Below are 23,970 nucleotides of genomic sequence, written 5' to 3' on the forward strand. Positions count from 1 at the left end.
ACGGCGGCTAAGGATGCGAAAGTTACTTTTGCATTGCCAACCAGTCCGAACGGACTACCGACCGACCAGAAAAATGGCTATCCGAAGATTCGAAAACAACCCCCTGGTGCAACCGGCCGACGTTGCACCCCTTTTGCCCGGCATGAAGACCGAGTGCCTGCTCAATCCGGGCGCATTTCGCTTCGCCGGCAAGACCTGGCTGCTGTTGCGCGTGGCCGAACGTCCCGAACAGCGGCCGGGTGTCGTGTCGTTCCCGGTCCTCGAAAACGGCGCGGCGCGGATCGTGGAGATCGACGCCTCGGACCCCGAACTCGACCTTTCGGACCCGCGCGTTGTCCGCTACCGCGGCGCCGACTACCTGACCACGCTGTCCCACCTGCGGCTCCTGTGCAGCGAAGATGGCATCCGTTTCCGCGACCCGGGACCCGAATACGGGCCGATCACGGGCCAGGGAGAGTACGAATCGTACGGCATCGAAGATTGCCGCGTCTGCCGCATCTTCGAAACCTTTTACCTGACCTACACGGCCGTGTCGCCGCACGGGGTGGGGGTGGGGATGATCTCCACCCGCGACTGGCGCACGTTCCGGCGTCACGGACTGATCCTGCCCCCGCACAACAAGGATTGCGCGCTGTTCGACCGCCCCATCGGCGACAGGCACTACCTGCTGCACCGTCCCAGCAGCCCCGAACTGGGCGGCAATTACATCTGGCTGGCCGAATCTCGGGACCTGCTGCATTGGGGCAACCACCGCTGTATCGCCCATACGCGCCCCGGCATGTGGGACGAAGCCAGGGTAGGGGCCGGAGCCCAACCGATCCTCACCCCGGAGGGGTGGCTGGAGATCTACCACGGCGCCGACCGCAACAACCGCTACGCCCTCGGCGCGCTGCTGCTCGACCGCGACGACCCGGCGCGCGTAGTGGCCCGCTCCGTACGACCCGTCATGGAACCGGAAACGTCGTACGAACGCTCGGGCTTCTTCGGCGAGGTGATCTTCACCAACGGACACCTGGTGGACGGCGACCGCCTGACCCTCTATTACGGCGCTTCGGACCGGGTGGTTTGCGGGGCCGAGCTCTCCGTCTCCGAAATACTCGCAACACTCCAATAAAGCACCCATGCAACACCTCCTACTCATCCTCCCATTTCTTTCAGTCCTGTTCGCGGGCTGTACGCCGCACCATCCTCCGGTCGAACAGCGCACCGTGGAGCGCATCGAGACCATGCCCTCGGCACCCGAAAGGTTCCGACTGGCCGACTGGCGGCAGATCGCCCTCGACCTGGACCGCTACCTCTACGATTTCGACGCCCGCGGAGAGGACCTGCCCCTCATCTGGCTCGACAGCGCGCAGCGCAACGTGCCGATCGTCTCCTACGGCCTTTATACGGCGCTGGGCGACCGCAGGCAGGGTCCCGACCGCAACAACGGCGAGCACCACGAGGCCATCGGCGTGCTCGGCTCGATCTACGGCGCGACGCTCGCGGGGATCGACAAAAGCCGGCAGCAGGGGATGAACTGGGTGCGGATGTGCCAGAACTATTTCAATTCGGCGACGGGGTGGAATATCGTGATGAACAACACATGCCCCGAAGCGGGCGCGCTCGGAGGCGGATACGGACGCGATTTCTGGTACGACATCTTTCCCAACATGCTCTTCTACGCCATCGGCGGGCACTATCCCGACGTCGAGGGGGTGGACCCGATCATGCGCACGGTGGCCGAACGATTCACGGCGGCCGATTCGGTCATCATGCACACGGTGGGCAGCTACCGCATGCGGGAATTCGATTTCGGACGCATGCAGCCCGGCAACCGCGAACGGATGGTGCAGAGCGACGCGGCGGCGGGCTTCGCCTACGTCCTCTACGGCGCCTGGTGCAAATACGGCGATCCGCGCTACCTGCGGGCCGCACAGTCGGCGATGAATGCGCTGAATGCCGAGACCGCAAGTCCGTTCTACGAGGTCATCATGCCCTTTGCCGTCTATTTGGCCGCCCGGATGAACGCCGAGCAGGGAACCGCCTACGACGTGGCCAAGTTCCTCGACTGGACGTTCGACGGGCAATCCGCAGCGCGGCCCGGCTGGGGCGTGCTGACGGGACGCTTCGGCTCCTACGCCGTGGACGGGCTCTGCGGCAGCGTATCGGAAGAGTACGCTTTCGCCATGAACACCTTTGCGCTGATGTGGCCTTTGCTGCCCGCCGTCCGCTACGACCAGTCGTTCGCCCGGGCCGTGGGCCGCTGGGCCGTCAATGCCGTGGGCAATGCCCGCTATTTCTATCCGCAGTACGTCGAACCGTCCAACCAGTCGCTCACCGACCCGTCGCCCGCACGCGGGGTGATCGCCTACGAGGGATTCCGCCGCTACGACAAATACGCAGACCCCCGCCTGCGGGGCGTCGAGGGCATCGCCACGGGCGACGGCCCCCAATGGGTCGCGGGCAACCCGCAGCACTCCATGCTGAGCATCTACGGCTCGGCCTATGCGGGCATCTTCGGCGCCACAGTGCGGCCCACCAACATCGAGAAGATCCTGCAACTCGACTGCACGGCCACCGACCTCTTCGCCCGAGCCTATCCAACCTACCTCTACTACAACCCCTACGGGGAGCGCAAATCGGTCCGCATCGACCTCGGCAGCGAAACCTGCGACCTCTACGACATCGTGTCGCGCAGCTACCTCTGCCGCGGAAAGTCCGGGGTCCAGTATTTCGACCTTGCGCCCGACACGGCCCGGGTCGTGGTCCTGCTGCCCGCGGGCGGGCGGCGCAGCATCCGGAACGGGGTGCTGTACGTGGACCGGATCGCCGTGGATTTCCGCCTCTGAAAGCGACAACCCGAAAAACTACCGATATGGACAGAAGAGACTTTATCAAAAAACTGGGCGTGGGCGTCGCGGCTGCGAGCGTCCTGAGCCCCGCATTCGTCTTCGCGGACGAATCGGCGGAGCGCGGAAACAGCGTCTCGTCGATGCCCGACCTGGAGGCCGATGTGATCGTGGTCGGCGCCGGAGCCTCGGGTATTCCCGCAGCCATTGCCGCCGCCCGGGCCGGAGCCAAGGTGATCCTGCTCGAACAGGACATGACACCCGGAGGCGCACCCGTGAACATGTATGTCTCGATGCTCTGCGGCGGTCCCCGCGTGGGTATCTACCGCGAAATGGCGCAGACGCTCGATGCGGAGTATACCCTTTCGGGCGCTCCGAAACCCGATTTCGGCCCGGACGGCGCCAACGGCAAGAACCACTGGTACCTGCCCTCGTCTTTCATGCTGGTCGTGAGCCGGATGATCGCCGCCGAGAAGAACATCCGCCTGCTGTGCGGTGCGCGCGTCTGCGGGCTGGTGCTCTCCGAAAAGGGAAGCCGCAACACCGTGCGGGGCGTGAAGATCGACCGCATGGGCGCCACGCAGACCATCCGCGCCCGGGTCACGGTCGACGCCACGGGCACGGGCGAGATCGGCTGGCGCGCCGGCGCGCCCGTCCTCTACGGCCGCGACGGACGGGCGGCTTTCGGCGAGCGGATCGGAGCGGAGCTGCCCGACGACAAGGTGCAGCGCTGCACGTGGATGTACGTCAGCCAGCGTCTCCGGCCAGACGCGGTGCTGCCGTGGAGCCGCCTCAAGTCGCGCGGGCTGGTCGAGGATGACCTGAACACCTGGGTGCGCGAACAGCACGTCGAACGCCGCGCGGGCATCTACCTCCACTGGGGCGCCACGACCGTCTGCGAGGATACGCGCGATCCGGTCGCCATCGCCCAGGCGCAGCGCAACTGCCTGAAGACGCTGCTCCCCGACGCCCGGACGCTGCACGAAGCCGGATTCCAGATGCACCTGGCGCCCAAGCTCGGCATCCGCGAGAGCCGCCGCATCCGGGGCGAATACGTATTGACGGCCAACGACATGCGGGACGGAAACTACCCCGACGACACCATCGCCTACACCAGTTACGGGCTGGACGCCTGGGGCGAGAACATCCCCAAGGATCAGCGCGCGACCAAGCCCCACGGCATTCCCTACCGCTGCCTCGTTCCGCTCGGCGTGGAGGGGTTGCTGATGGCGGGGAAGAGCATCAGCGGGACCCACCTGGCCGCCAGCGGCTACCGCGTACAGCCCGTCGTGGCCAGCATCGGCCAGGCGGCCGGGACCGCGGCGGCCCTGGCTGCCGGGCGCCGCTGCCGGGTGCGCGACGTCGACATCCGGGCCCTCCGGGCGAGTCTCGACAAACAGGGCCTCTTCATCCAAAAGCAAGAATAGCCGACCATGAACAACCTGAAACGCTTTATCCCGCTCCTGCTGCTGTCCGGCGCGGCACTGACCGCCGCCTGCGACGACGGCGAACTGGAACTCGACCAGCGCACGGCGACCGTAGGGTTCGAAACGAGCCGCATAGAGATCGAACAAAGCACCGAAGAGCAGATCCCGCTGGTTATCCGGGCCTCGAAAGGGAGCATGCTGAAAGCCTACACCGTCTATGTCGAGGTCGAGGACCCCGAAGCGTGGATCGGCGACGTTTGCACCGTCGCCAATCCGGTTTACAAGACCGCTGACCCCGAAAACGGCGATTACACGACCGTCTACACCGCCAACATGGGCGAGGGAACTCTCAAAACGGGGCTGCTTCTCACGGCCGGCGTCCACAGCAGCGAGGACCGCGACCGCGAACTGACGTTCCGCATCGTCGAAGACCCGCTCGGAGGCGCCTATCCCAACGGCAACCCGTACTACCGGGTCGGCTCGCAACGGAGCATCCGCGTGCTGCTCAAAAAAACGGAACCCTAAAAATTCACGAACATGGTCAAACTCCATACGCTTCTACTCGCTGCATGCACGCTCCTGTGTCTGCACGCCTCGGCACAGACCGCGAGTGTCTCCGGAAAGGTCGAAGACGCCGACGGCAACCCCGTGGCCGGGGCGTCGGTTCTGGCCGACGGCACGACCACGGGCACCACGACCGATCGTGCGGGCCGCTACCGCATCCGGCCCGGGAAGGCCCAGTCGCTCACTTTCTCGTTCCTGGGGCTGGAGACCCGCACGGTGCGGATCAACGGCCGCACGCGGATCGACGTGCGCATGGCCGAGGACCGCAAACTGATCGAGGAGGTGGTCGTGAATGTAGGCTACGGCCAGGCTCCGCGCAGCAGCATCACGGGCGCCATCGCCTCGATTCGGGCCGAAAACATGGAGGGGCAGCAGATGCTCTCTATCGACCAGGGTCTCCAGGGTCGCATCAGCGGCGTGCAGATCACCCAGTCGGACGCTTCGCCTGGCGGCGGTCTGAGCTTCCTGATCCGCGGCAGCAACTCCCTGATCGGCGGCACCGAACCGCTCTATGTGGTGGACGGCTTCCCCATCGAAGGCGGCAACACCGAGATCGAAGCCCCGACGGGCAACGGCAATCCGCCCCAGAACCTGCTGAATTTCCTCAACCCCTCCGACATCGCTTCGATCGAGGTGCTCAAGGACGCCGCCTCGACGGCCATTTACGGCGCCCGGGGAGCCAACGGCGTGGTCATCATCACCACCAAAAAAGGCTATGCGCGGCAGACCCGGGTTACCGTCAGCAACACCTGTTCGTTCGGACGGCCGCTTCGCCGCGCCGATCCCTGCGACGCCTACGATTTCGCCTGGTTCGCCAACATGCGCAAGATCGTGCAGGATGTCTACTACGGCGGGAAAAGCTACGAAGAGACCGTCGCCGCGCTGCCTTACCGCGGGTCGTGGAGCAGCGACGGCACCTACAAGGCCTCGCCCGAAGACTACCGCAACGGCACGGTCATGTCGACCGATTGGGTGGACGTGGTGACCCGCACAGGATTCTACAACAAAACCATGCTCTCGGTGACGGGAGGCAGCGACCGCGTGAACTACTACATCAGCGGCGGATACGACCGGTGCGACGGCATCGTGATCGGCTCGGATTTCCAGCGCTACTCGTTCAGCGCCAACATCGACGCCAAACCGGGCCGCCGTTGGACGCTCGCCAATTCGGCCAAACTCTCTTACTCCTACGGCAAGGTGGGGCAGACGGGGCTGCTGAACGGCGAGAACCGGGGCGTATTGATGGCGGCCTACATGTACAACCCGACGACCCTGATGGGGCAGACGCTTTTCGACGAGGAGTACGGGGTGGTCCGCGAAAGCGACAACCCCTACATCCAGGCCATGCGGTTCAAGGACCGCAACTCGACGATCACGGCCATCGAAAACCTCACGGTCAAGTACCGGATCGCTCCGGGCCTCACGCTCGAGGTCAACGGCGGGGTCAACTACACGCGCAACGTCAAAGACATGTATTACCCCCTGTCCACCAAGCGCGGCTCGACGCAGGGCAACGGACGCGCGTTCTTCGGCTGGAGGGAGAGCGTCAACCTGCTGAACAACTACGTCGTGACCTACAACCGCAAGTTCGGCCGCCACGACCTGACGGCCACCGGAGCCTACGAGATGCAGTACTACACCAGCCGCAGTTTCAACTCCTCGGTCTACGGCTTTCTGAACGACCTTACGGAAAACTACAATTTCGGGGCGGCCACCAACTACTACAAACCCTCCTCGGGCCAGTATGCGCGCGCCTCGGCGTCGCTGGTCGTGCGCGGGGTCTACAACTACGACAACCGCTACATCTTCAACGCCTCGCTGCGCGCCGACGGCGACACCCGCTTCGGCAAAAACAACAAGTGGGGCTATTTCCCCTCGGCGGGCTTCGCCTGGCGGCTTATCAACGAGCCGTTCTTCGACGTGCCGCTCTTTTCGGATTTCAAGGTCCGCGCCTCGTGGGGCGTGACGGGCAACTCGAGCCTGGGGGTTTACAAGTCCCTCGCGCTGGTAGGCACGCAGGAGGTCGCATTCGGCGACAGCGTCTACGTGGGCTATGCCCATGCGAACATCCCCAACCCCGATCTGAGGTGGGAGAAAACCGACCAGTACAACGTGGGCCTGGACATTGCCCTGTTCCGCAACCGCCTCGCGTTCACGGCCGACATCTACCAGAAAGACACCCGCGACCTGTTGCAGAACCTCCAGCTGGCTCCCAGCACGGGGTACGGCTCGCGCGTGAGGAACCTCGGCCACCTGCGCAACCGCGGCGTGGAGCTGAGCCTGAAAGGGGTGCTCCTGCGCTCCAAGAAGATCTACTGGGACCTCGCGGCCAACTGGTACACGAACACCTCGGAGATGGTCTCGCTGGGCGACATCGACGAATACCGCGTCGAGATCGTCAATTCGTGGAGCCCGTTCCGGATCGCTCCGGGTGCCCGGCTGGGCGAGATCTACGGCTACAAGGTCTCGCACATCATCAAGACCCCCGAGCAGCAGGCCGCTGCGGCCATCGACAACCCCAACAAGGGGATCGGCAACTACGACTACGAAAAGGACGCCGCGGGGTACATGAAGGAGCAGGTGATCGGCAAGACGACCCCCGATTTCTGCTACGGCTTCTCCACGACGTTCCGTTACCGGGGCTTCACGCTGAGTGCCAATTTCTCGGGCAGCGTGGGCAACGACCTGATCAACGTGCAGCAGCAGATCCAGCTCAACCGCACCCAGACCCACAAACGGGCGCTCTACAATTTCTGGATTCCCGAAATCCGCAACTCCGAGGGCGAGGTGATGATTCCCGACAACGGCAAGGAGGGGCTGTGTCTGTGGTATCCGGCCAGCAGCGCGCACGACATCAGCAAGCTGGTGGACCGCTACATCGAGGACGGCTCCTATTTCAAGATGAACAACCTCTCGATCGCCTATTCGTGGAAACCGCGCAAGATCAAATGGATCGGCGAGGTCAGGCCGTCGCTGTCCATCGACAACGTGTTCTGCATCACCGACTATTCGGGCGTCAACCCCGAGACGAGCCTCTACGGGCAGAATCCCGTCACGCGGGGCGTCGCCTACTACGAATATCCCATGACCCGGACTTTCTCCATAGGACTGAGCATCACTTTCAAATAACCAAGCCATGAAACTGAAAATACTGTCCGCCCTGTTTGCGGCGCTGGCTCTCTCCGCGTGTTTCGACCTGGATGAGACGACCTACTCCGACCTGCGGGTAAGCGACATCTACAAAACCCAGTCCGACGCCGACGCTTCTCTCGCGGGCATTTACGCCAACATGCTCAGCAGCAGCATCTACTCCCTGCCGGGTATGTTGGGTAACACCACCTCCACAGCCGACACGCGGTTCGTCTACGTCGTCTCGGGCGGAATCCACACGCAGACCTCCCATCTGGAGGATTACTGGGCCACCAACTACGCCCTGGTGCGCAAGGCCAACGAGGTGATCGCCAATCTGTGGCGTTCGCCCCTCGACGAGGAGGTGAAATTGCCCAACATCGCCGAAGCCATGGCGCTGAGGGCCTACGGCTATTTCCGCCTGGTGCGTTTCTGGGGCGATGTTCCATTCCGCCTGGCCGAGTGCGACCACTGGGTCTCGACTTTCCGCCTGACGCCCATGGCCGACATCTACCGCTTTCTCATCGCCGACCTGGAGTGGGCGCTGCCCCATCTCTGGCAGCCGGGCGTCAAGCCGCGGGGGCGGCTCGACCACGCGGGGGCGCGCATGATCCTCTCGGACATCTACCTCACGTGCGCCTCCTCGGCGCGGGCCTACGACCCGGCGACGAGCGCCCGGGCGCTGAAGCCCTATTTCGCGGCTTTCGACGGCGAAAAGGAGGCTTTCTGGAGCCGGGTCAAGGAGTTGACCGCCGAGGTCATGCAAAGCGACTATTACGCCCTGGAGACCGCGGACTGGACCCGTCTTTGGGGCTACTCCCCGACGCTCGACGCTCGCACGAACCGCGAACACATCTGGACCTCGCAGGTGGTGCCGGGGGTGCTGGGCAGCAAGACCCTCTTCAAGTATACGCCCACCTACTCGGAGTACTGCCCCGGGCAGAGCGTGGGCGAGCAGTTCATGACCTACGACTGGGCCGCCTCGTTCGACCGCCGCGACATCCGTTTCCGCGAGGGCGTGATCTGGGAGTACCGCGACAAGCGCTACGCCCCGCATACCAACGGAAACACCTACATCGAGGTGTGGATGCGCGATCTGGACGACGAACACCGCGAAGTAGCCAAGGGCACAGTCCGTACCGAGGGCAAGAACGTCTGGCGCTACAACTCCTACCAGCGGCTCCAGACCAAAAAGTTCTACGATACGACCTACACCGTAACCAACAACACCATCGGTCCGGCTATCCAGATGCCCTACTACCGCATGGCCGAAGCGTACCTCTTCCACGCCGAGGCCGAAAACGAACTGAACAGCTGCACGCAGCAGGCCGTGGATCACATCAACGCCATCCGCCGCCGCGCCGGTGTGGACCTCTACGCCGCCGGGCAGTTCAGCCGCGAGCAGCTGCGCGAACGGATCATCGATGAGCGCGAATGGGAGTTCGCCATGGAGGGCAAGGACATCTTCACCCTCATGCGCTGCGGAGTCCTCGAAGAGCGCTGCGCAGGCAAGGAGGTCGCCTGGAACGGTGTGGAGGGCGTCGTCGGCAATCCCCGTCCCCGCACGGCCGACAACTACTGGCTGCCCTATCCCCATGCCGAGCGCATCACCAACTACGAACTGCGCGACGCCGTGCGCATGCACTACGACCGATAAATTCGAAAACGACTCAGCCATGCGAAAACTTATCTGGATTATCCTCGCAGCCGCAGCCGCGGCCTGCAACGACAGCGGCGACGAACTCGACCAGCAGCAGCCCCTCGTCGTGAGAACCTCCGCCGAGGTAATCGGCATTACCGACCGCAGCGCCGTGGTAAGCGCCGTGCTGACGGGTGACGTCGCGGAGATTACCGCGCGCGGCGTATATTACTCCGCCGAAGCGGATTTCGCCGTCACCGAAACGACGCCCCGCTCCGACGCGGCCTCGCTGGCGGGCACCTCTTTCACCGCCGTTCTCTCGGGACTGGAAGCCCGAACACGCTACTACGCACGGGCTTACGCCCTCTCGGACGACGGGCCGGTGCTGGGCAATGAAATCGAATTCACCTCGGCCTCTCCCTCGGACGACGAAGCCCTGCCGGTGCTGGGCGAAATCGCGGTCGGCGAGATCGAACCCACCCGGGCCGCGGTCAGTTGCTCGGTGGTCGCGGGCCCGGGGCTTGGCGAGCGGGGCGTCTGCTACTCCACGACCGAAAACCCGACCGTCGACGATGCACGAGTAGCCGACACCCAGACTGGGCTCGGCGCATTCACGGTCCCGGTAGCCGGGCTGACGGACAAGACCGCCTACTACGTCCGCGCCTATGCGGTGAACGCCGCCGGCACGGCCTACTCCACGCAGACCCGCTTCACGGCCCGCTTCGTCCCGAAAGAGCCGAAAGTGGAATTCGCTGATAAGAGCGTGTCCGAGATCGGTTTCACCGGCGGCACCATCGCCATCCGCATCACCGACAACGGCGGCGAAGAGCCCGCCGAGTTCGGCGTCTACTACGGCACCGACCCCGCGGCCGTCGAGACGAAATTCGCCGAGACGACCCGCACGCCCGATGCAGAGGGGCTGGTGAGGGTGACGCTGAACGGATTGGAAGAGAATACCCCCTACTACCTGCGCGCGTTCGCCGCGAACAGCACCGGTACGGGCCTCTCGGAGCAGGTGGTGCGCTTCCATACGGCCATCGACGGCGGAGGCGGGCTGATCTACCACGTGCTGCCGCCCCTGCGTGTCACCATCGGCGGGGTATCGACCTCGCTGGAGTTCCTCGACCGCAACCTGGGGGCCGAACGTGTCGCCACGGGGATCCATGACCACCTCTCCTACGGCTGGATGTTCCAGTGGGGACGCCGCGCCGACGGCCACCAGCAGGTCGAGTGGAGCTCGCCGACCAAAGGCGCATTCCGGCTGGGCACGGCGCCCAATGCCCAGGCTCCTCAAGACCGTACCACGGCCGACGACACCCCCTTCTACCTCAAGGGGCAGAGCACGGTGGACTGGGTGCGCGATCCCAACCAGGCCACGGCCGAAGATTACAGCCTCAACTGTTACTGGGCCGCCAAGCGCGAGGACCCCGCCTACGCCTCGGGCGGCACGAACAACCCCTGTCCGCGCGGGTTCCGCATACCGACGGCGACCGAGTGGACGGCCGTGACGGCGCTGGTCGGTAAAACCGCGGCGGCCGAAGACGTTTTCGCCCTGCTGGCGATTCCGGCCGCCGGGTACGTCACCTCGGCGGGGGTCTTCACGGGTGCCGGCGCTACGGGCAAGGGCATCAAGACCTACCTCTGGGCATCCGACTCGGGCACGGGCCGGGACGTCACCAACAACAAGGACGAAAAATACGGCGGATACGTCATGTTCACCACAGGCAAGGCCGTTCGCGCCATGGACAAGGCGGCGGCGCTCTCGGTACGCTGCGTCCGCATCCGCGAAGAATCGAAACGATGAAAAAGAGACTCACCCTTTCTGCGGCCATGTTCTGTGCGGCGCCTTTCGGGGCGGCCGCGCAGCCGCAAACGCCTCAAATCCCGATTGCGCTGGTGGAGCGTATGCCCGACCTGCCCTCCCCCTACAAGATCAAGGACTGGCGCGCCATCGCCTGCGAGCAGGACCGCCTGCTCTACAATTTCGACGCCCGCGGGGCGCTCCTGCCCCTGGGTTGGTGGGACGACAGCGGCTACAATTTCCGGGGCCGTGCTTTCGGCATCGCCAGCTACGTGGGGCAGACGCGCAGTCGGCGCGCTTCCTACGTCTACGAATCGCTGCCCGTGATGGGATCGATCATCGGAGCTACGCTGGCCGGCATCGACAAGAGCGACCAGCGAGGCGTGGACTACGTCTCGATGATACGCCAGTTCTACACGCGCCGCAGCGGGCTGAACCTTATCCAGAACTCACCCAACCGGACACGCACGGGCGAAAGTTTCTGGTACGAGATCTTTCCGGGCATGGCTTTCAGCATGATCTGCGACCTCTATCCCGACAACCGGGAGCTCTCCTCGCTGATGCTCTCCAACGCCGGCAAATGGCTCGAAGCCGTCCGTGCGCTGAGCCGCGGCCGCGACTATCCCGATTTCGACTGGACGGGCTACGATTTCGAAACCGGCGCGGGCCGCTACAACGGCCGCTGGCGCGAGCCGGACGCCGCTGCGGGCGTGGCGTGGCTGGAGTACGCCGCCTGGCGGCGCAGCGGGGACGAAAAGTTCCTCGCCGGCGCGCTGGCCTGCCTGCGCTTTCTCGACGAGCGCGATGCCGCCGAGGGTCCCTATTACGAGATCATGCTGCCCTGGGGGGCCTGTCTGGCCGTCCGGCTCAACGCCGAGCGGGGCACCGCTTTCGACGAGCGGAAGATGCTCGCGTGGTGTTTCGACGGCCACAACACGGACCGCGACGGCTGGGGCGTGGTGGCCGACCGCTGGAACGGCTACGACGTGCACGGACTGGTCGGGCAGAAGAAATACGAGGGGTACGCCTTTGCTATGAACACCTTTTCGCAGATCGCCGCCCTCGTGCCGGTAGTGAAATACAACGCCGCCTATTCGCACGCGATCGCCAAGTGGGTGCTCAACGCCGTCAACGCCGCGCGGCTCTTCTATGCCGACGAGCATCCCCGCAACCGCCAGACCAGTGCGCTGTGGCAGGGCGACCCGGCGCATGCGATCTGTTACGAGGGGCTGCGCAGTTCGCTCCGGGGCAATCGTTTCGAGCCGTTCCTCGGCGTGCTCGCCCCCGAGGGGCCCTATGCCGTGGGCGACCACCTCAAGAACTACCAGTCCTACACCGACCTGTGTCCCTACGGTTCGGCTTGGTCGGGCATGCTGGCGGGTATCGTGCAGACGACCGACGTGGAGGGCATTCTTCAGCTGGACTGCAACGCCACCGACTTTTTCGGCGACCGCTCGCTGCCGCACTACCTCGTGTTCAACCCCCACCCCGAAAACCGGCTGGTCGCGGTGAAGCTCCCCCAGACGGCCTCGGACCTCTACGACCTGGTGTCGGGTCGCTACGTGGCCCGCAACGTGACGGAGACCGTGCGACTGGATATGGCCGGCCGACAGACGCTCAACCTGGTGTGCATCCCCGCGGGCAGGAAACTCCGGCGAACGGCAGGCCGTCTGGCAGTAGGCCAAAGTATCGTCGATTATCGTCAGAAATGTGAAAAAAACAATGAATAGCCCTTTCTCCGCCACCGAAGCCAAGCGCCCGGCAAAGGGACTGTTCGGGCGCCTCAGCAGTGAATACGCCCATTTCCGGGCCGCACCTCTCAACATGCGCGTGCTGCTTGTGACCAACATGCTTTATTCGTTCGTCCTGCCCGTCGTGGAGCTCTTCATCGGAGCTTACATCATGCGCAACAGCAGCGACACGGTGCTTGTGGTCTCGTTCCAGCTGGCGCTGTACAGCGGCATTCCCCTGACCTTTCTGCTGAACGGCTATCTGCTCCGCCGCATCCCCATCGCCTGGCTCTATTCGTTCGGCATGCTGCTCAGCGGCGTATCGATGGCGATGATGATGTCGCTGAGCGAGCTGGATTTCGCGGGTATCGTCTGCGCCGGCCTGGTGATGGGACTCTCCTACGGCTTTTTCTGGGCCAACCGCGACTTTCTGGCCCTGAGCTCGACCGACGACTCGAACCGCAACTACTATTACGGTCTGGAGAGCTTCTTCTACACGCTTTCGGGCGTGGTGGTTCCCTATACCGTCGGCGCATTCATCGCCTCCAACGGCTCCGCGGAGGCGGTCAACACGGCCTACCGCATGGTGACGGGCCTGGTTTTCGCCATTACGGTCGCCGCCTCGGCAGCGGTCTTCCGCGGTCGCTTCGTCAACCCCGAAAACCGCCGTTTCGTCTACCGGCATTTCGAGCGGCTGTGGTGGAGAATGATGGCGCTCGCGGCACTCAAGGGTATCGCCCAAGGATACATCGTCACGGCTCCGGCCATGCTCGTCCTGTCGCTGGCCGGGAACGAGGACACGCTCGGCACGGTCCAGTCCCTCGGTGCGATCCTCTCGGCCGCCTTGCTCTACCTGTTGGGGCGCTTCTCGGCGCCGCGTCACCGGTTGGGAATCTTCTCAGCCGGACTGCTCCTTTTCGCGCTCGGCGGGGTTCTCAACGCCGCGCTCTACTCCCCCGCGGGGGTCATGCTCTTCCTGTTGTGTCTGGTGATCGGACGGCCGCTGATGGATCTGGCCTATTTCCCCATCCAGCTGCGCGTGATCGACCGGGTGGCCGCCCGCGAAAAACGCAATCCGTTCACCTATATTTTCGTCCACGAACTGGGTCTCTACCTGGGTCGGTTCACGGGCTGCGGCCTCTTCCTCGTGTTCGCACTCCTCGTGTCGTCCGATTTCGCCCTGCGCTACGCCCTCGTGGTTATCGGCCTGGCACAACTGGTTTCGATCCCCGTGGCCAGCGGCATTCTCCGCAGATCGGAATAGAACAAAAAGGCCGAAAAGTAGGATTTCCGATTGCAATTCGTTACCTTTATCCTCGATGATCCCGCTACACTCGCTCCCCAGACTGATTCTGACCGCATGGACGCTTCTGCCCGCAACCGCGTTCGCGGCGGATGTGCGCTCGCTTTGCATCACCAACGCCGACGGACTTTCGAACAGCTCGGTGACCACGATCCTCGAAGACTCGCACCACACGGTCTGGCTGGGCACCTGGGACGGACTCAACGCTTTCAACGGCCGGGACATGCGAACCTACAAATACGATCCGTCCGACGAAAACAGCCTGAGCAACAACGTCATCCGCGAAATCATCGAGCAACGGCCCGGCACGGTATGGGTCGCCACCGACAACGGTGTGAACCGCCTCGACCTCCTGAACGACCGTATCTCCCGCTTCCATTTCGGCTACGATTCGGCCAACCCCCTGCCCGAACACTCGTTCCTGCTGGCACGGACCGGGGACGGCACGCTCTTCTGTGCCGTCCGCCAATACGGCCTGGCCTACTACGAAGAGGCCGAACAACGTTTCGTCGCTCTCAACCTGCCGGGCATCGACCTGTTCGAGATCGACGGGATGCTGGCTGCGGGCAACCGGCTGTGGCTGCTCGACGCCTCAGGCCGCCTCCATGCCATTCCGGTCGGCCGCGACCGCAACGGCAAGATCGTTCTCGGCGCGGCCGCGGAGGCTTCCGGCGCGCACGGCCGCTACCGGGCGCTCTACGACGGTGCGGGGAGCCACCTGATCGCCGCCGAAGCGGATTCGATCTGCCTGTTAGACCCCCAGTCGGGCGCCTGCGTGCGGCGCATTGTGCGCCATGCGGCCCCCGGATGCGGCGATTTGACCGCCGTGGCCGAGAGCGACAGCACGCTGCTGGCCGCGTTTTCCCTCGGCGGCGTCTACCGCTACTCCCCGGCCGGGGAGAGGTGGACGGCGGTCGAATTCCTCCAGGGAAAAGCCGTGCTGGCCCTGCGCCGCTGTTCGCAGCAAACCCTCTGGGCAGGCACCGACGGCGAGGGGGTCGTGGTGCAATACCCCCGGCACCGCAATTTCGGAGTGGTTTACAACCGCCAGATGCAGGGCCGCCGCAACAGCCCCGTCCGCTGCTTCTGCACCGGTCCCGACGGTGTTCTCTGGGTCGGCACCAAGGGCGACGGCATCTTCCGCTTCGGCGACCGCTTCGAACCCCTGCCCGCAAGAAGCCGGATCACGACCGCCGACGGACTTTCGAACAATTCGGTCTACTGCCTGATCGAAGGGCTGCGGGGCGACCTGCTGGCCGGTACCGACGGGCAGGGAGTGGACGTCTGCTCGGGCGACGGGGAGCGCACGGCGCCCCTCGACATTTCGCTGCTGACGCGCAACGGCGACACGTTCGGTTCCGTGTACAGCCTCTACCTCGACCGGGACCGGAAAATCCTCTGGGCCGGAACGAGCGGATTCGGACTGGTGCGCATGCACCTGGAAACGACCTCCCGAGGCTACCGGGTCACCGAGTACAGGAAATACCTGTACGATCCCGAAGAACGCTTTTCGATCGGCAACAACACCATCTACGCGATCCTGCCCGCCGCCGACGGCCGCAGCCTGTGGATCGGAACGCGCGGGGGCGGTCTGAACCGGCTCGACCCGGCCGAAGAGCGCTTCACGTGTTATCCGCACCACATCTCCGACCCCGCCACGCCGAGCAGCAACGACATCCTCTCGCTGGCCACGGATCGGAACGGTACGCTGTGGGTGGGAACCGGCTACGGACTCAACCGCATGGAGCCGGACGGCTCGTTCACCCGCTTCACCGAACAGGACGGTCTGCCGGACAACACCATCCACGGCATCCTTCCCGACGGGCAGGGCGCCGTGTGGGTCTCGACGAACCGCGGCGTCAGCCGCCTGCACCCCGGTACCGGCCGGACGGTGAACTATACGATGGACGACGAATTGCAGAACAACGAATTTTCGGACGGCGCCGCCTACCGCGCTCCCGACGGAACGTTCTACCTGGGCGGCATCAGCGGCTTCAACCATTTCGTTCCCGACCGCATACGGGAACGCTCCTTTTCGCCCCGGATCGGGATCACCGATTTTCGGATCTTCAACGAGCGCATTCCCGGCTACAACGATTACTATTTCCGCAAGCCGGGCAACGGCGTGGTGCTCGATCACGACCAGCGTTTTTTCAGCATCGGATTCGTCGCCTCGGACCTCGTCGACAACCGCAACTGCGAATACGCCTACCGCCTCGAGGGATTCGACCGCGACTGGGTGACGGCGACCCGGCAGGGCACGGCCGTCTTCACCAACGTGCCGCCGGGCCGCTACACGTTCCGCGTGCGGAGCACCAACAGCGACAAAATCTGGTGCGACAACGAGTTCTCGTTCCCCCTGCTGATCCGCCACCCGTGGTGGGCGCGGTGGTGGGCATTCGGACTTTACGCACTGCTGGGAACCCTGATCGGCTACATCGTCTACCGGATCGTCCGCAACCACCTCTCGCTGAACAAGGCGCTCTTCCTGGAACGGCTCTCGCAACAGCGGCAGCAGGAGATACACGAAGCCAAACTGCGCTTCTTCACCAACATCGCCCACGAGTTCTGCACGCCCCTGACCCTGATATACAGTCCGTGCGAAAAACTGCTCGAAGAGGGCGGCCTGGACGACAACTCCGCCAAATACGTGCGCATCATCCGCTCAAACGCCGCGCGGATGCAGGGCCTGATCTCCGAACTGATGGATTTCCGCAAGGTCGAAACCGGGCACCGCGTACTGCATTTCGAGCGGATCGACCTCCACGAACTGGTCTGCTGCGTGGCGGACAATTTCGCCGAACTGAACCGGGAAAACGGCATCGACTTTTCGCTCGATTTCCCGTCCGATCATCCGATCGCGGTCAGCGACCGCGACTGCCTCGAAAAGATCGTGTTCAACCTGATCTCCAACGCCTACAAATACACTCCTTTGGGCGGATCTATCTCCGTAGGAATCCGCAGCGAAGCGGCCGACACGATCCTTACGGTGACCAACACCGGCAAAGGCATCCGCCCCGAAGAGCTGGAGACGGTGTTCGACCGCTTCAAGATGCTCGATAATTTCGAGCGCCAGGTTTCGCGCGGCAACGTGGTCCGCACGGGCATCGGCCTGGCTCTGACCAAAGGGCTGGTCACCCTGCTGGGCGGCACGATCCGTGTCGAGAGCGAGGTCGGCCGCCGCACGGTCTTCACCGTCTGTCTGCCCGAGGCGGCCCCGTCGGAAACGTCGGAAACGTCGGAAGCGGATGAGCAGCCGCCCGAACCGGCTCCGCTGCCCGAAGGCACCCGCACGCTGCTCATCGTCGACGACGAAGCGGAGATCCGCGACCTCGTAGCCGATCTCTTCCGCGACCGTTATGCCGTGTTGCAGGCCGCCGACGGACGCCAGGCGATCGAGGTGATGAAGCGGCAGCGGCCCGACGTGATCCTGTGCGACATCATCATGCCCGCGATGAATGGTCCCGAACTGGTGAAAGAGCTGAAATCCAATCCGTTCACGGCCAGCATTCCCATCGTCTTCCTCACCTCGAAAGTCTCGCTGGCCGACCACATTTCGGGTTACGATCTGGGCGTCGAAGCCTACATCCCCAAACCGTTCCATCCCAGGCACTTGCAGTCGGTCGTCAACCGGCTCATCTCCAGCCGGGAATCGCTGCGCGACTACTACAATTCGCCGCTGGCGCAAACCGACCTCTACAACGGCAGCTACCTCCCGGAGAAAGACAAGAATTTCCTCGTGCAGCTCAACCGGACCATCGAGGAAAATCTGGAAAACGAATCCCTCGATCTGGCCCATATCGCCTCGACGCTGGCCGTCAGCCGGATGCAGCTCTACCGCCGGATCAAGGAGTTGACCGGATCATCGCCCAGCGAGTACATCCGCTGCGTAAAACTCAACCGGGCGGCCCACCTGCTGCGCACGACCGAACTGACCGTGCAGGAGATCATGTACCGCTCGGGATTCAACAACAAGTCCTATTTCTACCGCGAATTCACGCAAAAATTCGCCTCCTCGCCCAAGGAGTACCGCAACAAAACAACGGAGGGCTGACGCTGGTCAGCCCTCCGTTTACGTTGCCCGTCTCGTTCAGAGCACGACCGTACACCACCCGTGCCGGTCTTCGGCCCGGCCGTACTGAATATCCTGCAAGCGGGTATAGAGTTCCATCGAGACCTTGCCTACCTCCGGGCCGTATTCGTAAACGGCGTTGGTCTGCATGTCGAAAATCTTGCCGATCGGCGTGATGACGGCTGCCGTGCCGCAGCCGCCGCACTCCTCGAACGTGGGCAGCTCCTCGACGGGAATCTTGCGATCCTCGACCTCCAGCCCCATGTCGCGGGCCAGCTGCCTGAGGCTCATGTTCGTGATCGACGGAAGCACCGACGGCGATTTGGGAGTAATGTATTTACCCTCCTTGATACCGAAGAAATTGCAGGCGCCGCACTCCTCGATGTATTTGTGCTCGGCGGCGTCGAGGTACATGACGTTCGAATAGCCCAGGTTGTGCGCTTTCTCTCCCGACAAGAGGCTGGCTGCATAGTTTCCGCCCACTTTCACATCGCCCGTTCCGTGCGGTGCCGCACGATCCTGTTCGCGGTCGATTGCCACCGGCATGGGCTTGATTCCCGTCTTGAAATAGGCTCCCACGGGCGAGCAATAGACGATCAGCAGCGCATCCTTGGCGGGTTTCACGCCCAGGCCGGCCGTCGTGCCGAACATGACCGGCCGCAGGTAGAGCGACGCTCCGGTGCCGTAGGGCGGGATATAACGTTCGTTGCGGCGCACCACCTCCTTGCAGGCTTCGACCACCATTTCGACGGTCGGAACCGGCAGACAGAGCCGTTCGGCCGAAGAGATCAGCCGCCGCGCATTGTCCTCGACGCGGAAGAGACGCACCTTGCCGTCCACGCCCCGAAAGGCTTTCAATCCCTCGAACAACTCGATGCCGTAGTGCAGGCACGAAGCCGACATGTGCATTCGGATGTACTCGTCGTCGGTGATCTCCATTTCGCTCCACTTGCCGTCGGTAAAGGTAAAGCGTGCATTGACGTCCGTCTTGCGGTAATCGAAGCCCAAGGCGCCCCAATCGATGTTTTCCATATTTTTAGCAGTTAATTGGTTTAAAATCTATCCCACAATCGCTCCGTTGCAGGTCTTCTCGTTCGGTTCCAGCAGACGCAGTTTTCCCGCAGCGTCTTCTGCCATAAGGATCATGCCCCGCGAAAGCGTGCCTTTCAACTCGCGGGGCTCCAGATTCACCAGCACGAGCACCTGGCGCCCGATGAGTTCTTCGGGCGTGAAATGTTCGGCGATACCCGAGACGATTTCGCGGCGGTCGATACCCGTATCGACCACCAGTTTGAGCAGTTTCTTGGTCTTGGCTACCTTTTCAGCAGAGAGGATCGTCGAAACGCGAATGTCCATCTTCTGAAAATCGTCGAATGAAACGCTCTCTTTCTGGGCTTCGATTTGTTGAACAGTCTCCGCAGCTTCATTCGCGGCTTTCGTCGCAGCCAGTTTGTCCAACTGGCGCCGGATCACGTCGTCCTCGATCTTTTCGAACAGGAGCTCCGGCTCGCCGATCCGGTGCCCGGCCGGCACCAGGTCGAGGCCGCCCAGCCGCTCCCAGCCGAACCGGTCGAGGGAGAGCATCCGCATGATTTTCGCCGCCGAGAAAGGCATGAACGGCTCGATGGCAATGGCCGTATTGGCGGTAATCTGCAAGGCGGTATAGAGGATGGTCTTCACCCGTTCGGGATCCGTTTTGACCGCTTTCCACGGCTCGGTGTCCGCGAGGTACTTGTTGCCGATGCGGGCGATGGTCATGGCGTCTTTCAGTGCCTCGCGGAAATGATAGTTCTCGATATTGTTCTCCAGTGACCCTTTCACGGCAGCCATTTCGGCCACTGTCGCGCGGTCGTAGTCGTTCATCCGACCGCAGGCAGGGACCTCGCCGTCGTAATATTTTTTCGTGAGCACCAGCGCCCGGTTGACGAAATTGCCCAGCACGGCGACCAGTTCGTTGTTGTTGCGGGCCTGAAAATCTTTCCACGTGAAGTCGTTGTCCTTGGTCTCGGGCGCATTGGCCGTAAGGACATAGCGCAGGACATCCTCCTTGCCGGGAAACTCCTCGAGGTACTCATGCAGCCAGACGGCCCAGTTGCGCGAGGTCGAAATCTTGTCGCCCTCTAAGTTCAGGAACTCGTTGGCAGGCACGTTTTCCGGGAGGATATAGTCGCCGTGCGCCCGCAGCATCGACGGGAAGACGATGCAGTGGAAGACGATGTTGTCTTTGCCGATAAAGTGGACCATCTTCGTGTCCCCGGATTTCCAGTAGAGCTCCCAGTCGGGCGTCAGGTCTTTCGTAGCGGATATATAGCCGATCGGCGCGTCGAACCAGACATAGAGGACCTTGCCCTCGGCCCCTTCGACCGGCACGGGAATTCCCCAGTCCAGGTCGCGGCTGACGGCGCGCGGCTGCAAGCCCCCGTCGAGCCAGCTCTTGCACTGGCCGTAGACGTTGGATTTCCACTCCTTGTGTCCCTCCAGTATCCATTGGCGCAGGAATTCCTCGTACTCGTCCAGCGGCAGGTACCAGTGTTTCGTTTCGCGTTTGACGGGTACCGAGCCCGAGACGGCGCTGTGCGGGGCGATCAGTTCGTCGGGCGAGAGGGTCGATCCGCACTGCTCGCACTGGTCGCCGTAGGCGCGTTCGTTGCCGCAGCGGGGGCAGGTGCCCACGATATAGCGGTCGGCCAGAAAGGTTCCGGCCTCCTCGTCGAAGAACTGCATCGAGGTACGCTCGATGAACTTGCCCTCGTCGTAGAGTTTTCGGAAAAAGGCGGACGCAGTTTCGGCGTGCGTTGCGGAGGTGGTGCGCGAATAGATGTCGAACGAGATACCCAGCCCCTCGAACGATTTACGGATGATTTCGTGGTAGCGGTCGACGATCTGCTGGGGCGTGAGGCCCTCCTTGCGGGCTTTGATGGTGATGGGTACGCCGTGCTCGTCGGAGCCGCAGACCCATAGTACGTCGCGGCCCCTGAGCCGCAGGTAACGGGCGTAAATGTCCGAGGGTATGTACACTCCCGCCAGATGGCCGATATGGACCGGTCCGTTGGCATAGGGCAGTGCCGAGGTGATGAGGTAGCGTTTGAACTCTTTTGCCATAGATGCTTGCAATCTGCTAATTTTCTGTCAAAATTAGTAATTTTAAACGAAAAGGAAAGCAAACGCCGCGAAAATGTTTCCATTCATCACCTGCGGCTCTCCTGTAAAACGAAAAGGCGCACCCTCGGGGCACGCCTTTCCAAGTAGTGAATCCGGCAGGTCAGTCGATCTGCATCTCCTCGAGCAGCCACCCGGCTCCGGCGAACTTGTCGATGATAAAGAGCACGTAACGAATGTCCACCGAGATCGTGCGCTGCAACTGAGCCTCGAACGCCACGTCGCCCGACATGGCTTCCCAGTTGCCGTCGAACGCCAGGCCGATCAGTTCGCCGCGGGCATTCAGTACGGGCGATCCGGAGTTGCCGCCCGTGATGTCGCAGTCGGCCAGAAAACAGGTCGGCAGTTCGCCCCGCTCGTTGGCATAACGGCCGAAATCGCCCGCGGCATAAAGTTCCTTGAGCTTCTCGGGCACGGTGAATTCCGTCGGGTTCTGCGGATCCTCTTTCTCCATTACGCCCTTGAGCGTGGTGTAGTAATTGTAGCGGATTCCGTCCGCCGGATCGTACGGAAGCACGCGGCCGTAGGTCAGGCGCAGCGTGAAATTGGCGTCCGACGCCCACGCCTTGTCGGGCTGCTGCAACATCAGTCCGGCCACGTACTTGCGGGCACCCTGGCGGTATTTCTCGGCAAACGGCTTGCGCGCTTCGTTCAGAGCCGTGTATTTCTCCATCACCGACCGGGCCAGCGCCACGGCGGGATCGGCTGCCACTTTTTCGGGCGAATAATCATCCAGCAGGGCCATGACCTGCTCTTCGGAGGCGAAAACCGAGTTGTCGAAGAGGTAGTCGACATAAGCGTCCGTGTCGCCTCCGAACTCCCGGTCTACGATCTCGGTGTAGAACGAGGGCAGCTCGCGCATGTTCTCGCGGGCGATGCGCAGCATCCGCTTGGCTACCTTGCGGTCGGTCGGGGCGTTGTAATCCTTGTACCACTCCGCCAGGCTCTTCCTGGCCTTTTCCACATCCTTTATTTCGGTCTTGACCTCCGATTTGGTCAGAAAACTGCGCGCGGGTGAGAGTATCTCGACCGCTGCGAGGAACGCTTCGGAGAGGTACTGCCGGGCTGCATCGGGTGCCGCCATTCCCTCGACGGCCTCGCGGATCAGCGGCAGGGCGTCGACATACTCCTCTTCGGGCAGCGTGTTCCGCTCGGCCCAGCTCTGGAAAGCCGCCTCCTGCTCCTTTTTGCGCTCCACGACACCCAACTTGCGGATGCCGCGCGACATGCCGATCGAGTTCTTCCAGTAGTTCGACGAACGGGCGTATTTCGAGGCGTACTGGATGCGCACCTTGTCGCTTCGCTGCATGTCCTCTTTCAGAATCGCCTGCCGCTCGCCGCGAATGGAGATGCGCTGCGGGTTGGCCACGTCGAGCATGTTCTGAAGCTCGTAGGAGGTGGCGAAGCGGCTGGTCGATCCGGGAAATCCCATAATCATAGCAAAGTCGCCCTCGCGGTATCCGTCGAGCGAAACCTTGAGGAACTTGTCGGCCCGGTAAGGGCGGTTTTCGGGCGAGTAGGCGGCGGGCTTGTTGTCGGGTCCGGCATAGACGCGAAAGACCGAGAAATCGCCCGTATGACGCGGCCACATCCAGTTGTCGGTGTCGCCGCCGAACTTGCCGATCGAGGAGGGCGGCGTGCCGACCAGACGCACGTCGTCGAAGCGTTCGATGACGAATGCGAAGAACTGGTTGCCCTCGAAGAACGACTCGATCTCCACCAGCATGCCCGGATTCTCCTCCTTAATCTTTTCGGTCAGCGCCTTTCGGTTCTCCCCAGTGATCCGCTCGTACTCCTCCTGCCCGGCCGTCGCGGGCACGTTGCCCAGTATGTCGGGCGTCACGTCGCTGATCTTGCGGATAAAGCGCACCGAGAGCCCCGGAGCGGGAATCTCCTCGGCCTGCGACATGGCCCAGAATCCGTTCTTGAGGTAGTCGTGCTCCACGGACGAAAGCTCCTGAATCGAACCGTAGCCGCAGTGGTGGTTGGTCAGCAACAACCCTTCGGGCGAGACGATCTCTCCCGTGCAGCCTCCGCCGAAGATGACGACGGCATCCTTGAGCGAGGAGCGGTTGAGGCTGTAAATCTCCTCGGCCGAAAGCTTGCAGCCCCGCTCCTTCATCTGTTTGATATTCATTTTCTGGAGGTAGGGCAGCATCCACATCCCCTCGTCCGCGGCCGCGGTCCAGCAAATGCTTGCCGCGGCAAAAAGTAAAAAAAGTTTTTTCATTGCTCGATTTTGGTTTTTCTGTTTTCGACAGACATAGCCGTCTGCGCAATTAAAAATTATGAATTACAAATATACGATTTATTTA

General features: G+C 62.8%; 13 protein-coding genes. 10 read left to right on the forward strand and 3 right to left on the reverse strand.

The window, feature by feature from the left end; all coding sequences use genetic code 11:
* Positions 1-73: 73 nt before the first annotated feature.
* Genes ACMQ11_RS11755 through ACMQ11_RS11800 form a run of 10 tightly spaced genes read left to right on the forward strand, consistent with a single transcriptional unit; the run spans position 74 to position 18,478 of the window.
* Positions 74-1,114 carry a glycoside hydrolase family 130 protein gene (locus ACMQ11_RS11755; RefSeq protein ID WP_418992966.1) on the forward strand — a complete coding sequence of 347 codons (1,041 nt, stop codon included), beginning with the start codon at positions 74-76 and terminating at the stop codon, positions 1,112-1,114.
* A gap of 7 nt (positions 1,115-1,121) precedes the next feature.
* Positions 1,122-2,831, forward strand: coding sequence for a hypothetical protein (locus ACMQ11_RS11760; RefSeq protein WP_418992967.1), 1,710 nt, complete (start codon positions 1,122-1,124; stop codon positions 2,829-2,831).
* Between the two features lie 26 nt (positions 2,832-2,857).
* Positions 2,858-4,258: an FAD-dependent oxidoreductase gene (locus ACMQ11_RS11765; RefSeq protein ID WP_418992968.1), complete on the forward strand. Its 1,401-nt coding sequence runs from the start codon at positions 2,858-2,860 to the stop codon at positions 4,256-4,258.
* A 6-nt stretch (positions 4,259-4,264) separates the two neighbouring features.
* Positions 4,265-4,783: a hypothetical protein gene (locus ACMQ11_RS11770; protein ID WP_418992969.1), complete on the forward strand. Its 519-nt coding sequence runs from the start codon at positions 4,265-4,267 to the stop codon at positions 4,781-4,783.
* A 12-nt stretch (positions 4,784-4,795) separates the two neighbouring features.
* Positions 4,796-7,951, forward strand: a complete 3,156-nt coding sequence (locus ACMQ11_RS11775) for a SusC/RagA family TonB-linked outer membrane protein (RefSeq protein ID WP_418992970.1) — start codon at positions 4,796-4,798, stop codon at positions 7,949-7,951.
* A gap of 7 nt (positions 7,952-7,958) precedes the next feature.
* Positions 7,959-9,608 carry a RagB/SusD family nutrient uptake outer membrane protein gene (locus ACMQ11_RS11780; protein WP_418992971.1) on the forward strand — a complete coding sequence of 550 codons (1,650 nt, stop codon included), beginning with the start codon at positions 7,959-7,961 and terminating at the stop codon, positions 9,606-9,608.
* Positions 9,609-9,627: 19 nt separating this feature from the next.
* Positions 9,628-11,394, forward strand: coding sequence for a hypothetical protein (locus ACMQ11_RS11785; protein ID WP_418992972.1), 1,767 nt, complete (start codon positions 9,628-9,630; stop codon positions 11,392-11,394).
* A complete protein-coding gene (locus ACMQ11_RS11790; protein ID WP_418992973.1) occupies positions 11,391-13,121 on the forward strand; it encodes a hypothetical protein in 1,731 nt (576 codons plus the stop codon). The genes ACMQ11_RS11785 and ACMQ11_RS11790 overlap by 4 nt, the downstream gene beginning before the upstream one ends.
* Positions 13,114-14,385, forward strand: coding sequence for an MFS transporter (locus ACMQ11_RS11795; protein ID WP_418992974.1), 1,272 nt, complete (start codon positions 13,114-13,116; stop codon positions 14,383-14,385). The genes ACMQ11_RS11790 and ACMQ11_RS11795 overlap by 8 nt, the downstream gene beginning before the upstream one ends.
* 55 nt (positions 14,386-14,440) lie before the next feature.
* Entirely contained in the window at positions 14,441-18,478 is a 4,038-nt protein-coding gene (locus ACMQ11_RS11800; RefSeq protein ID WP_418992975.1) for a two-component regulator propeller domain-containing protein, read from the forward strand.
* A 36-nt stretch (positions 18,479-18,514) separates the two neighbouring features.
* Here the strand turns inward: ACMQ11_RS11800 and ACMQ11_RS11805 are convergent, their stop codons facing one another.
* From ACMQ11_RS11805 to ACMQ11_RS11815, 3 genes are all read right to left on the reverse strand, one after another.
* Positions 18,515-19,528 carry a branched-chain amino acid aminotransferase gene (locus tag ACMQ11_RS11805; protein ID WP_418992976.1) on the reverse strand — a complete coding sequence of 338 codons (1,014 nt, stop codon included), beginning with the start codon at positions 19,526-19,528 and terminating at the stop codon, positions 18,515-18,517.
* A 27-nt stretch (positions 19,529-19,555) separates the two neighbouring features.
* Positions 19,556-21,598, reverse strand: a complete 2,043-nt coding sequence (metG, locus tag ACMQ11_RS11810) for a methionine--tRNA ligase (RefSeq protein ID WP_418992977.1) — start codon at positions 21,596-21,598, stop codon at positions 19,556-19,558.
* Positions 21,599-21,758: 160 nt separating this feature from the next.
* The gene (locus ACMQ11_RS11815) at positions 21,759-23,885 is read right to left on the reverse strand and encodes a S46 family peptidase (RefSeq protein WP_418992978.1); all 2,127 of its coding nucleotides are present in this window, start codon (positions 23,883-23,885) and stop codon (positions 21,759-21,761) included.
* Positions 23,886-23,970 lie beyond the last annotated feature (85 nt).

Origin of the sequence: Alistipes sp., from assembly GCF_048465575.1 — a bacterium.
Lineage (GTDB): Bacteria > Bacteroidota > Bacteroidia > Bacteroidales > Rikenellaceae > Alistipes.